Here is a 12,562-nt window from a genome sequence, read left to right on the forward strand (position 1 = left end):
ATGAGCAAGGTCACCTTCCTTTTCACCCACGCCACCCTGGGCCGGGTGTGGAAACAGGCGCGGGCCTTGTTGCCCGCCGGCGTCGAATTGCGCGTGTCCAACCAAGGCGCGCCGTTCGATCCGGCCTTGCTGGAAGGATGCGACGCCGCCTATCTGGACGTCACCCGCCATGCCGGGTGTTTCGATCAGGTGGTGGAACTGGCCGCCGCCCTGCCGCTCGCCGTGCCCGGCGGTCCCGACACCATGGCGGCGATGCGACGCGACGATCCCGGCACGCGCGCCACCATCCAGGCCTATCTGACGGCGGGAACGGCCGAGGATCTGGCCCATGCCGCGCTTTACCTTCTGCATCGCGCCGGCAGGCGGGCCGAGCCGCCGCCGCCGCCCAACCCGCCAAGTCTGGCCGGAATCCACCACGACGGCCCGGCTATCGGCCCGGTAGTGGCCATCCTGTTCGACCGCAATTCGTGGCTGGACGGCGACACCGACACGGTGGACCACTGCGTCCGCGCGCTCCAGGACCAAGGCCTGGGCGCCCTGGCGCTTTATTGCGAGGCGGAACTGGCGCGGCGCCTGGGCGAGGACGGCCATCCCCTGGAACACCTGTTGCGTCCCGCCCTTCCCCGCCTTGCCGCCATCTGGAACCTGAGCGCCATGCATGGCCGGCTGGACCTGGACGGCGGCGGACCGTTCGCCCGTTTCGGTGTCCCGGTGTTCCAACTGCTGCGTCATTGGACCGGTCCCGAGAGCGGTTGGCGCGCCGCCCCCGAGGGGGTTTCCCCCATGGCGGTGGCGTTCAGCGTGACGCGGCCCGAACTGGTGGGGTGTGTGGACCCCACCTTGGTCGCCGCCACCACCCGCGACGCCGACGACTTGCGCCGTTCGGCCCCCATCGCCGACCAGATCGCCCGGCTGGCTGGCCGCACCCGTGCCTGGGCGGATTTGCGCGGCAAACCCAACGCCGAGAAACGTGTCGCCATCATGGTGCACAACCCGCCATGCAAGGCGCTGGAAGCCACCATCGGATCGGCCGCCGCCTTGGACGGGCTGGCCAGCACGGTGCGCGTGCTGCACCGCCTGAAGGCCGAAGGCTACACCGTCGAGGCTCCGCCCGCCGACGGCGCCGAATTGCTGGACCTGTTCCTGTCGCGCAAGGCGATCAGCGAATTCCGTTGGACCAATGTCGAGGAAATCGTTGCCAAGGGCGGCGCCCTGACCTTTGTCGATGAAGACACCTACCGCGCCGATTTCGACACCTTGTCCGCCGAAATACGCGAAAACGTGGACCGCGCCTGGGGGGCATTTCCGGCCAAGTCCATGGTGCACCGGCCGAAGGACGGCCCGCCCCGGCTGGTGGTCACCGGTCTGCGCTTCGGCAACGTCATGGTCATGACCGACCCCAAGCGCGGCTGTTACGGCCCGCGCTGCGACGGCGAGGTCTGCCGCATCCTGCACGAGCCCGACATTCCACCGCCGCACCATTGGCTGGCGACCTATTGGTTCCTCCAGCGCGAGGCCGACGCGCTGATCCACATGGGGGCCGAAAGCGCGCTTGAATACCTGCCGGGCAAGCGGGTGGGACTGAGCGAGGATTGCTATTCCACCATTTCCCTGGGCAATTTGCCGTCGCTTTATCCGTTCCTGGTCAACTCTCCCGGCGAGGGGCTGATCGCCAAGCGGCGTGGCCGCGCGGTCATGGTCGATCACCTGAGCGCGCCGGTGGCCCGCGCCGACCGATTGGGCCGGCACTGGGACCGGATCGAGGACACACACCGCCAATATCTGGCGGCAGACGGCGGCCGCAGGCTGACCCTGGCGCACACCCTGCGGACAGAATTGGTGGGGCTGGGGCTGTTGGCCGACGACGCCGACGACGCGGCGCAAGCCCTGGCCATCGACCAGTTGCCGCGACGCCTGCAAGCCTTGCGCGGGCGCAAGCTGGCGGTGGGCCGCCACACCCTGGGCGTGGTGCCGGGCGAGGAATGGCGGGATTTGTACGTGGCCGAGGCCGGACGCGACCCCGACGCGGTTCGCGCCGGCCTGGCCCAGGTCGGGGCCGAACTGGACACGCTGGTCCGGGCGTTGGCCGGCGGCTTCGTCGAGCCGGGACCGGGCGGCCATCTGTCGCGCGGACGCGTCGACATCCTGCCCACCGGCCGTAATTTCTATGGCGTCGATCTGGCGTTGTTGCCGACCGAGGCCGCCTGTACGGTGGGTGCCGCCTTGGGCGAGAAGCTGCTGAACGCCTATCTTGCCGACGAAGGCGAGTGGCCGCGCACCATCTCGCTGACCCTGTGGTCGAGCGACGCCTTCCAGGCCGATGGTGAACTGAGCGCCCAGGCGTTGTGGCTTTTGGGATGCCGCCCGACGCGCGACAGCAACGGTCGCGTCAGCGGTGTCGAGGCCATCCCCGCCGAAGAGATGGTCCTGTCCACCCCGGACGGCCCCCGCAATCGCCCGCGCATCGACGTGATGATGCAGATGAGCGGCGTGGTGCGCGACACCTTGCCCGAGCTTTACGCCCTGTTCGACCGCGCCGTCGCCCTGGTGGCGGCGCTGGACGAGCCGGACACCGACAATTTCGTCCGCGCCCATGTCCGAGACCGCGAAGCGGAATTGGCCGCCACCCTGGGCGACCTGCCGGCCGCCGCGCTACGACGGCTGGCCCGTGCCCGGCTGTTTTCCGCCACGTCCGGCGCCTATGGCAGCGGCATCTCGCTGGCGCTCGACGCGGCGGCATGGCGAGACGACACCGATCTGGCCGAGGTCCTGGTCAATTGGAGCGGCCACGCCTATGACGGCGACGGCCGGGCCATGCCTGACGGCGCGGTGGTGTTGACGGAATACGCCCATCTGTTGAGGCGAACCGACATCGCCTTCCAGAAACAGGCGACACCCGACCACGACCTGTTGTCCATTTCCAGCTATCTCGACATCCAGGGCGGCACCGCCGCCGCCAAGCGCGGCCTGGGCGGCGGAACCATGCGGCTTTATTGGGGCGACACCCATTCCCCCGACGGCGCCCAGGTGCGCACCGTCAAGGAGGAATTGAGCCAAAGCCTGGCCGCCACGCTGCTCAATCCCGACTGGCTGGAGATGAGCAAGGGCCGCGGCTATGCCGGCGCCCGCGACGTGGCCGAACGCACCAACCGGCTGTTCGGGTGGTCGGCCACCACCCATCAGGTGGACAAGGCGCAGTTCGACGCGGTGCACGACCGTTATGTCGCCGACCGCGCCAACCGTGAATGGCTGCGCGCCACCAACCCCTATGCCTTGGAAGAGGTCACCCGCCGCCTGTTGGAGGCCCAGGCACGCGGCCTGTGGGATGCCGGCGACGAACGGCTGGCGGCGCTGCATGCCGCCGTGCTGGAGACCGAGGGCGACATGGAAGACCGCATGGGCTCGGCCGGCGGCGAGTTCCAGGGATCGTCGGTGGACGTGCTGACCCGCGACCGGGTCGAGGAGTGGTCCTATGACTTCCGCCTGCGCTGACTATCCCTTCGCCGCCATCCTGGGTCAGGAACAGATGGTGCTGGCCCTGCTGCTGACGGCGGTGAACCCGGCCATCGGCGGCGTGGTGGTGCGCGGCCAGAAAGGCACCGCCAAATCCACCGCCGCCCGTGCCCTGGGGGCGTTGCTGCCACCCGGCGAAGATGGCGGCAAGGCGCCGTTCGTCACCCTGCCGCTTGGCGCCACCGAGGACATGGTGATCGGTTCCTTGGACCTGGAAGCCGCCATCGCCAACGGCGAAGTGCGGTTCCAGCCCGGTCTTCTGGCCCGCGCCCATGGCGGCGTGCTGTATATCGACGAGGTCAACCTGTTGGACGACCATCTGGTGGACGGCATCCTGGGAGCCGCAGAAAGCGGCGTCAACCGGGTGGAACGCGAAGGCCAGAGCCGCGCCCATGCCGCCCGCTTCGTGCTGGTCGGCACCATGAACCCGGAAGAAGGCGAGTTGCGGCCGCAATTCCTTGACCGGTTCGGACTGGCGGTGGCGGTCGAAGGCGCCGCCGATCCCGAAACCCGCGTCGCCCTGATGCGCCTGCGCGAGGAATTCGACCGCGACGGCCACGCCTTCGCCCAACGTTTCGCCGCCCAACAGCAAGTCCTTCGCCAACGTCTGGCCCAGGCACGGCGGCAATTGCCGGAAGTGAGCGTCCCCCGCCGTCTGTTGGCCTTCATCGCCGAAATCTGTCAGCGCAACCATGTGGCCGGCCACCGCGCCGACATCGTCATCGAACGTGCGGCCCGCGCCCATGCCGCCTGGAACGGCCGGGCCGAGGTCACCGCCGACGACATCCTGGCGGTGGCCCCCATGGCCTTGCTGCACCGCATGCGCGACGCCAACCCCGACATGCCGCCCCCTCCTCCGCCCCCACCGCCATCGGACGAGGACGAACCGGAAGAGGACGAAGAGGACGGCCAGGGCGACCATAAAGGCCAAGACGACCATACGGGCCAAGACGAACCGCCACCGCCCGCCGAGGACGAATCCCCCCAGCCACCGCCGGCATCCCCGCCCGAGGACGAGGTCCAGGCGGTGGGGGCGCCGTTCCCGGTGCGCCGTCTTCAGAACGAAGGGACCGACCGCATGCTGCGCACCGGCTCGGGCCGACGCAGCAGCACCCGCTCGGCCACCCGCCAGGGACGCTATGTCAAAAGCACGCCGCGCCGCGCCCGCGACGATCTGGCGCTGGACGCCACCATCCGCGCCGCCGCCCCCCACCAGCGTCAACGCCGGCAGGAAAGTCCGTCACCGCTGGCCATCCACATCCGCCCCGGCGACATCCGGGAAAAGGTGCGTGAGCGCCGGGTCGGCAATTTGCTGCTGTTCGCCGTCGATGGTTCCGGTTCCATGGGCGCGCAAAAGCGCATGAGCGAGACCAAGGCGGCGATCATGAGCCTGTTGATGGACGCCTATCAAAAGCGCGACCGCGTCGCCATGGTGGTGTTCCGGGGACAGTCCGCCCAGGTGGTGCTGCCGCCCACCGGTTCGGTGGAACGTGCCGCCCGGCTGTTGGCCGACCTGCCGGTGGGGGGGCGCACGCCGCTGTCCTCGGGCCTTGAGGAAACCTCGAAACTGTTGGATCAGGCACGGCGGCGCGACCCGCACGTCCTGCCCCTGGTGCTGGTGCTGACCGACGGCCGGGCCAATGCCGGCCTGGGCGACGGCCCGCCGCACGAAGAAGCCTTGCGCGTGGCCGCCGCCTTGGGCCAACGCCATCCCCAGGCCCGTTTCGTGGTGGTGGACACCGAGGCGCCGGGCATGATCCGCCTGGAACTCGCCCGCAAGCTGGCCCTGGCGCTGGGCGCCGACTATCTCGGCACCGGCGACCTGAGGGCCGAGGACCTGATTTCCCTGGCAAAGGAGCATCAATCGTGGTGAACCCGTCCGGCGCCCGCGCCGTCTATCCTTTCGTCGCCATCGTCGGACAGGAGGCCCTGAAGAAAAGCCTGATCCTCAACGTCATCGACCCCAGCCTGTCGGGCGTGCTGATCCGTGGCGAGAAAGGCACCGCCAAGTCAACCGCCGTGCGTGCGCTGGCCGCTCTTTTGCCCGAGATCGATGTGGTCGAGGGATGCCCGTTCCAAAGCGATCCCCACGACCGCCGCGCCATGGCCCCCGACGCCCGTGCCCGTTTCGACGCCGGCGAGCGGTTGCCGGTACAACGTCGCAAGGCGCGGGTCGTCGAATTGCCCATCAGCGCCACCGAGGACCGGGTGATCGGCACGCTGGACCTGGAACACGCATTGAAGGAAGGCGCCAAGCGCATCGAACCGGGCCTGTTGGCCACCGCCAACCGCGGCATCCTTTATGTGGACGAAGTCAACCTGTTGGACGACCACGTGGTCGACGTCCTGCTGGATTCGGCGGCCATGGGCGTCAACACCATCGAGCGCGAAGGCATCAGCTTCACCCATCCCGCCCGCTTCACCCTGGTCGGCACCATGAACCCGGAAGAGGGCGAGTTGCGGCCGCAATTGCTGGACCGTTTCGGTCTTTGCGTGCACGTCGAAGGTCTCTCTTCGCCCGAGGACCGGGTCGAGGTGGTCAAGCGCCGTGCCGCCTTCGAACGCGACGCCGACGCCTTCGCCGCCCAATGGCGGGAGCAGACCGAAACATTGGGGGCCGACATCGCCGCCGCCATGGCCCGTCATCCCATGGTGGAAGCGGAGGATTCCATCCTGCTCGACATCGCCAAACGCTCGTTGGCCATGGGAGTGGACGGCCACCGCGCCGACATCGTCATGCTGAAGACCGCCAAGGCGCTGGCCGCCTGGCACGGTCGCGACACGGTGGTTGCCGCCGACGTGGACGAAGCCGCCACCCTGGCCCTGCCGCATCGCATGCGCCGCCGCCCGTTCGAGGACGTCGTGCGCTGAAATCACGAAGTGGTCACCGCCCGCGCGAGGCCCCGTCGATTTCCAGATCCAGACGGGTCAACGCAGCGTCCAGCTGGGCACGCAGCAGCGCACGCTTGGCCGGGGGAGCCTGGCGCAGTTGGCGCAACAGGTCGTCCGCTTCAAGCAACGAAGCGTTGACCGACGCCGACGAGACGACCATGGCACGGGCGCGCAGCAATTCGACCTGAGCGGTCTTGCTGGCAAGGTCGGCCTCGTCGGTGGCGGCCTGATCGGCGGCCCAGGTCGGGGACACGGCCAACAGGCCGAGGATCAAGGCAAGGCGGAACATGGACATGACGGTTCCTTCCAAGAAAGAATCAAACACCCCATTCGCGAATCAACACGATCAGCACTGAACGGGCCAAACGGCCCACCAGACTGGAACGTTCGGCGGCGACGGTCAGCGTCCCCATGGTTTCATGGGCGGGGGGCGAACCGTCCAACGTCACTGTAACCCGAGTGACGGCGCCATCGGGAACAACTTGGCGGCCGACGACACGGCTGGGAATCGGACCGTGGTGAATCGACGCCAGGGATTCGTCGGCCAGAACCTTGGTCGGGGCCGGATCGACACGCGACACACGTCCCGAACGCCTTCCCTGTTCCGGGATGACCGGAACGAAACGGGCCTCGGCGTCGGGAGCGATACGCGAAAGATCGCTTTCCGCCACATAGGCGACGGCGACTGGCGGCGCGTCGGCGACCACGATTCCCAGGGCCTGACGCGGCGACAGCCAGTCACCGGGGGCGATCCCCGGCAACAGGTCGTACACGAAACCGTTTTCCGGGGCGACCAGCACCAAACGGGCGCTTTCCGCCACCAACGCCGCCAACTCGGCCTCGGCCTTGCGCAGGTCCTCTTGCGCGACCCCGGCCTGCCCCCGCAGAAGCGGATCAAGGGTGGCGGCATCCAGCACGGCGCGCCGTCCGGCGATCCGGGCGGCGGTCGCCGCCTTGCGCAGTTCGAGATCCGGCGACGAGAACCGCATCAGTTCGGCTCCGGCCTCGACCCGCTGGCCTTGGACAACGGCGACGGCGTCAAGCCGGGCGGGAAACGGCAAATACAGATCCTTCGTCCGCGCCGGCTTGAGCACCGCCGGCGCCTCCACCGTGCTTTGCCACGGAATCAGGGCGACCAACAGCGCTCCCCCGACCGCCCCCAGGGTCCAGCGAACCCGCCGGCCCGCCAGGATGGCGGCTTTCATCTGTCCCCACCGCCGCATCTCGTTCCAGATCGGCAGAATAACGAACCAACCGATCTCGACCACGAACAGCACAACGCCGACGGCCTTGATGAAAAAGTGATAGACAAGCACGGCGATGCCGAGGAACAGCACCAGCCGATAGACCCACACGGCAACGGCGAAGGCGACCAGGGCGTGACGCCGGGCGGCGGACAAGGGTTCGGGCGGCTGCACCCCCAGACCGAACAGCATCTCACGCAACCACCACGTGGCCATGGCGAAGGCACGCGGATGAAGGTTGGGCATCTCCAGCGCGTCCATGGCGATGAAATAACCGTCGAACCGCATGAAGGGAGACAGGTTGATGACCAGGGAACTGACCCAGGTCAGCGTCGCCAGAACGAAAGCTCCCTGTTTCCACGGTCCCTCGGGCAGGAAGGTCCAGGCCAGCGTCGCCCAGGCAGCCACCGTCAGCTCGGCGACGATTCCCGCCGATCCCACCTGTAGGCGCTTGCGCCGTTCGGGCATCAGCCAGGTGTCGTTGACGTCGGTATAGAGCACCGGCCACATCACCAGGAACGCCACCCCCATGCTGGGAACCCGTCCCCCATGGGTCTTGGCGGTATAGGCATGGGCCAGTTCGTGAATCACCTTGACCACCGACAGGGCGATCCCATAGCTGACCAGCCCCGACAGCGACAGCGTGTCCACCAGCGAGACGGCGAACAGATCCCATTGCCGCCCGGCCAGGATCACCCCCAGACCCAGCGCGGCCACGGTGGCGGCGCGGAACCACCCCGAGCCCAGCCACCGCACCAGCGGCAAGGAAGCCCCCAGCCACCGGTCGGGACGGACCAGCGGAATACGAAAGAACAGATAATGGTGCAAAAGCCAGTGGAACCAGGACTGGCGTTCGGCCTCGGCCCGGGCGATCAGGCGCCGGGTGTCCTGTGTTCCCTGCGGCTGGGTCAACTGATTGGCGACCAGGAAACGGGCGATGTCGGCGACATCGTCTTCATCGGGATCAAGCGTGGTTTCGTCGCGGACCTGGGCGGCGACCGCCGCCGGATCGCCCGCGCCCCAACGCGACAGGATTTCGAAAGCCGGCCAGGACAGGCGGAAGAAGCGGTTGCGAACCGGATCACGGATGGTCCAGGTGGGGGCGCCGTCGGGCTCGGCCGGGCCGGGATGCAACGACAATTCGCCGCGCAACGCCGGCAGCATGTTCACCGCCCCAGCCATTGCCGAACCACCGCAAGCGGGCGCCGAACCAGCCAATAGACCAACGGCACACGGTTTCCGTCCAACCGGGCGGTTCCCTTCAACCCGATCCGGGGATCGGCACCGCCGGCGATCGCCGCCCGAACCCGGTGCGCCAACAACCCATCGGGCTGTAGCGTCGCCTCGAAGGCGACATAGCCCAGGGACGCGGCGACCGGAGCCAATGGATCGGTATTGAGGAACACGGTCACCGCTCCCCCCGGTGACAGGTCGATCAGGTCGGCGGGGGCCAGCCAGGCCTCGACCTCGACCTGGGCCGGATCGGCCACCGCCAGAACCCTCTCGCCGACGTTGACCGGTCGGCCGATCCATTCGCTGGGGTCATCCATCACCGCCACCCCGTCGCGCGGCGCCTTGACCTCGGCCCGGCCCATCACCTCCTGCAACTGGGCCAATTCGGCCTGACGCTCCTCGACCCTGGCCTTGATCACCGCCCAATCGGCCTTGGCCTTGGGGTCGAAAAAGGCTTGCTGGGTCGCCTGATCCAACTCGGCCATGGCGGTGTCCAGCGCCTTGGCCGCCACCTCCTGCTTGCCGGAAATGGTGGTACGGTCGAAGGTGAACAGCAATTGTCCGGCGACAACGGCTTGGTTGGGACGGACCAGCACGGTATCGATGACACCATCCAACGGCGCACGGATCACCGCCGGGTCCTTAGGCACGATCTCGGCCGGAGCCAGCACCGAGAGGTGCACAGGAAACAGCAAGACCAACAATCCGGCGGCAACCGCCCCCCATTTCCAGCGCGGCCAGTTGTTCAGGCGGTCGCGCCATTGCCGCCACGGCGGCGGGCGGTGCAGGGCGGACCAGGCATAGGCGTAGGTCTGGACCAGACGGGACAGCAAGGCGGTGATCGCCTCGTCCCATGGGTCATCCCGGACCAGCAGCAAGGTGGCGATCCGGGCGCCGTCGGCATCGGCCAAGGCCAGGAACAGCGGCTGTTGCGGCAACCAGTCGGCCCATTCCGCATGGTCGCTTGGACTGACGCGACGCCCGGCGAGCTCGGCCCGGAACACCCGCTCCAGGAACAGGGCGAAGGGGGCGTTGGTCTCGACGGTGGAAACGCCGGACACCGCCACGACCCCGCTTCCGGGAACGAACAAAGCCGCCTGACGGTAACCGACCAGGGCGCGGGTATCGTTGACCATGACGAAGGCCAGTTGCAGGGCCGTGCGCGCCTTCAGCGCGTGTTCTTCCAGCCCCAACAGAGTGACGAGCGGGGCGACGTCGCTCATGGTCCGGTCATTCGTACTTTTCCGGTCATGCCGGCCATCAATTCCGGGAAATGACCATTGATCTCGGCGACGATCTTCACGGAATGGCTGACCGAGTCCACACGGGCGCCGAACCGGGCGATCTTGGCCGGATAGGCTTTGCGGGTTTCATCGACCACGATCTCCACCGTCGTTCCGGCCTTCAGGTTCGGAGCCCAGCCCGAGGGAACGATGAACTCGGCCTCAAGGCTTGAATCGTCCAGGATATCGAGCAGCGGTTGGCCGGCCTGAACATATTGATGAGCCTGGGCCTTGCGTTCGATCACCCGTCCGGGATAGGGCGCGGTAACCGTGCATTTGCTGACCACCGCCTGGGCGGAATTAAGCTTGGCCTGGGCGACGGCTGCGTCGGCGACCGCCTTTTCCACCTCCAGCGCACCGGCCGAATTCAGTTCCAACAGACGCTTGTGGGCGGCCTTGGACTTGTCGGCGGCAATCAGGATGGCACGGGCCTCGTCCAGTTGGGCACGCTGCAAGGTGCAGTCGAACGCCACCAGAAGCTGGCCGCCCTGGAACCGTTCACCATCCTTGACGGTGATCTTGTCGATCTTGGCCGGAACCTCGGCCGACAAGGTGGTGGTGCGGGTCGCCACCAATTGGGCGGGAATGGCGGTTTCCTGGGCCAAGGAAACCGCCGGAAACGTCAGCGCGACGGCAAGAACGACACCGCGCATCAATGGCCGACCAACAGGCCACTGGTCAGCCCCGCCTGTTCGGCCAATTCTTCCGCCGACAAACCGGCCAGTTCTTCCGTCACGGCCGGCGCAGCGGCCTCTTGGGGAACGGCCGGCGCAGCGGCCTCTTGCGGAACAGCCGGCGCAGCGGCCTCTTGCGGAACAGCCGGCACAGCTTCTTGCGGAACGGAAGCCGTTGGCGCGGGACTTGACTCAGCCGGCTGCGAAGAAGCGGGCGGAACGGCGGAGGAAACCGCCGCATCCATGGCCCGGATACCGTCCGAGATCGCCTCGACGTCGTGGGCGGCCACGGTCTGCGGGACCGGATCGATGCCCAGCGTCGCCTGTAGCTTGCCGAACGAGGACTGAAGCTGGGCATAGCTTTGGTAACGACGCAATTCGGCGGCGATGGCCGAGGTCTGGGTGGTGATCTTCTCGATCTCGCTTTGGACGCCGCCCCGGCTCTGATCCCTGGAGGCGGCGGCAAGGCGGGATTCGATCGACCACAGCCGGTCGGCGCGGTTGTATTGTTTGACCGCGCTGGCGAACTGATGCGACACCACATGCACCTGGGCCAGCACCGCCATGCGCAATGCCACCCGTTTGGCGTTGGCCACCTGTTCCGAGGTCTCGGCGTGGTCGATCCGGTCGGGACCGGACAGGATGTTCATCAGGTTCCAAGATATCTTGGCACCAGCCTCGTTCCAGTGGTTGTCCATCAGAAACGAGTTGCCATCGTATGATGTGACAGCGAGAAATTGATCCCCGGCAGCAATCTCAGGATTTCCTTGCGGGTCTCGTCGATGGCGATGCGGCTTTGATAATCCTGTTCGCGCAGGTCCGGATTGTTGGTCAGCGCCAGTTCTTCCATCCGCGCGACATCAAGATCGACGGTCGGAACCCCCATCGGACCCGAGGTGTCCAGGCGGAAATCGGAGCCCGGCGGCAGGTTGACCAACGCCGCCAGCTCGGCCTTGGCACTGGTCAGTTCCTGGTCGATCGCCTCCAGTTGGCGGATGCTTTCCAGCAAGGTCTTTTGCACCCGAAGCGAATCGACCGGATCGCGCAGCCGCTCGGCCTCGACCCGTTCGGCATCCTTCAGCGCCGCTTCGGCGGCCTTGACCGTGCCCTTGACCTTGTCGCGCAATTCCTGGGCGGCGGCGGCACGCCAGAAGGTGAAGCGCACCTCTTGCGCCAGGTTCTGCACCGTGCGGCGGCGGCGCTCGCTGGCGATCAGCGCCCGGTCGGCGTTCTGGTGGGCGGTGTAATAGGAAACGCCGAAATCCAGGATGTTCCAGGTCAGGCCCAGATCGGCGGTGATGGCGTCGCGATCCGCCGAATAGGTCGGATTCGCGTTTGACGTGGTCTGGGTGTAGTAATCGCGCGAGCGGGTGGCGTCGGGCTCGGAGCGGCCGGAATAGCCGGCGTTGGCGGTGATCTTGGGCAGAAGGTCGAAGCGGTCGAGACTGGTCTGCCCCAGGGCCAGCGCCTCCTCCATCATCTTGGCGCGGCGGTCGAGGTTGTATTTCAACACGCGCGCCAACGCCTGTTCGAGCGTCAGGGGACCGGACAGCGTTTCCTGCCCTTCGAACATGGTGGTGCGGTCGGCCGTCGCCTTGGTCGCGAACTCGGCCTGGGTGAAAGGCTCGGGTGTCACGGCACAGGCCGCCAACAACGCCAGGGTAGAAACGGTGACGGCCAGACGGGCAACCCGCCATCCAGTATGTGAGAAGCGGCTCATGTT

At 67.3% G+C, this 12,562-nt stretch carries 9 protein-coding genes; 3 read left to right on the plus strand and 6 right to left on the minus strand.

All coding sequences use genetic code 11. The features are described 5' to 3' along the window. From G4223_RS01650 to G4223_RS01660, 3 genes are read left to right on the plus strand one after another with little or no spacing between them, the layout of a single operon-like run. Positions 1-3,492, plus strand: a complete 3,492-nt coding sequence (locus G4223_RS01650; RefSeq protein ID WP_163674128.1) for a cobaltochelatase subunit CobN — start codon at positions 1-3, stop codon at positions 3,490-3,492. Then, positions 3,473-5,386, plus strand: a complete 1,914-nt coding sequence (locus G4223_RS01655) for a magnesium chelatase subunit D family protein (protein WP_163674130.1) — start codon at positions 3,473-3,475, stop codon at positions 5,384-5,386. The genes G4223_RS01650 and G4223_RS01655 overlap by 20 nt, the downstream gene beginning before the upstream one ends. Next, positions 5,380-6,384, plus strand: a complete 1,005-nt coding sequence (locus G4223_RS01660; protein ID WP_338086795.1) for a magnesium chelatase ATPase subunit I — start codon at positions 5,380-5,382, stop codon at positions 6,382-6,384. Before G4223_RS01655 ends, G4223_RS01660 begins: the two co-directional genes overlap by 7 nt. 13 nt (positions 6,385-6,397) lie before the next feature. On the opposite strand, the gene G4223_RS01665 is transcribed toward G4223_RS01660, so the two are convergent. The 6 genes from G4223_RS01665 to G4223_RS19715 are packed head-to-tail and all read right to left on the minus strand — an operon-like array spanning position 6,398 to position 12,559. Beyond that, a complete protein-coding gene (locus G4223_RS01665; protein ID WP_163674132.1) occupies positions 6,398-6,700 on the minus strand; it encodes a hypothetical protein in 303 nt (100 codons plus the stop codon). Positions 6,701-6,722: 22 nt separating this feature from the next. Beyond that, a complete protein-coding gene (locus G4223_RS01670) occupies positions 6,723-8,831 on the minus strand; it encodes an HlyD family efflux transporter periplasmic adaptor subunit (protein ID WP_163674133.1) in 2,109 nt (702 codons plus the stop codon). Next, entirely contained in the window at positions 8,816-10,105 is a 1,290-nt protein-coding gene (locus tag G4223_RS01675) for an efflux RND transporter periplasmic adaptor subunit (RefSeq protein WP_163674135.1), read from the minus strand. Before G4223_RS01675 ends, G4223_RS01670 begins: the two co-directional genes overlap by 16 nt. Beyond that, on the minus strand, positions 10,102-10,818 hold the full coding sequence (locus G4223_RS01680) for an efflux RND transporter periplasmic adaptor subunit (RefSeq protein ID WP_163674138.1): 717 nt from the start codon (positions 10,816-10,818) through the stop codon (positions 10,102-10,104). The genes G4223_RS01675 and G4223_RS01680 overlap by 4 nt, the downstream gene beginning before the upstream one ends. Next, positions 10,818-11,489 (minus strand): hypothetical protein, encoded by a 672-nt coding sequence (locus G4223_RS19710; RefSeq protein WP_205762321.1) that lies wholly within the window; start codon positions 11,487-11,489, stop codon positions 10,818-10,820. Before G4223_RS19710 ends, G4223_RS01680 begins: the two co-directional genes overlap by 1 nt. Positions 11,490-11,536: 47 nt before the next feature. Continuing rightward, entirely contained in the window at positions 11,537-12,559 is a 1,023-nt protein-coding gene (locus G4223_RS19715; RefSeq protein ID WP_205762322.1) for a TolC family protein, read from the minus strand. Positions 12,560-12,562 lie beyond the last annotated feature (3 nt).

The sequence above is a fragment of the Magnetospirillum aberrantis SpK genome (assembly GCF_011022235.1).
Lineage (GTDB): Bacteria > Pseudomonadota > Alphaproteobacteria > Rhodospirillales > Magnetospirillaceae > Magnetospirillum > Magnetospirillum aberrantis.

What these genes read in the sequence shown, in the direction of transcription:
- G4223_RS01650 (WP_163674128.1), top strand. Translation starts at nt 1, where the DNA reads ATGAGCAAGGTCACCTTCCTTTTCACCCACGCCACCCTGGGCCGGGTG.
- G4223_RS01655 (WP_163674130.1), top strand. Translation starts at nt 3,473, where the DNA reads ATGACTTCCGCCTGCGCTGACTATCCCTTCGCCGCCATCCTGGGTCAG.
- G4223_RS01665 (WP_163674132.1), bottom strand. Translation starts at nt 6,700, where the DNA reads ATGTCCATGTTCCGCCTTGCCTTGATCCTCGGCCTGTTGGCCGTGTCC.
- G4223_RS01670 (WP_163674133.1), bottom strand. Translation starts at nt 8,831, where the DNA reads ATGGCTGGGGCGGTGAACATGCTGCCGGCGTTGCGCGGCGAATTGTCG.
- G4223_RS01675 (WP_163674135.1), bottom strand. Translation starts at nt 10,105, where the DNA reads ATGAGCGACGTCGCCCCGCTCGTCACTCTGTTGGGGCTGGAAGAACAC.
- G4223_RS01680 (WP_163674138.1), bottom strand. Translation starts at nt 10,818, where the DNA reads ATGCGCGGTGTCGTTCTTGCCGTCGCGCTGACGTTTCCGGCGGTTTCC.
- G4223_RS19710 (WP_205762321.1), bottom strand. Translation starts at nt 11,489, where the DNA reads ATGAACATCCTGTCCGGTCCCGACCGGATCGACCACGCCGAGACCTCG.
- G4223_RS19715 (WP_205762322.1), bottom strand. Translation starts at nt 12,559, where the DNA reads ATGAGCCGCTTCTCACATACTGGATGGCGGGTTGCCCGTCTGGCCGTC.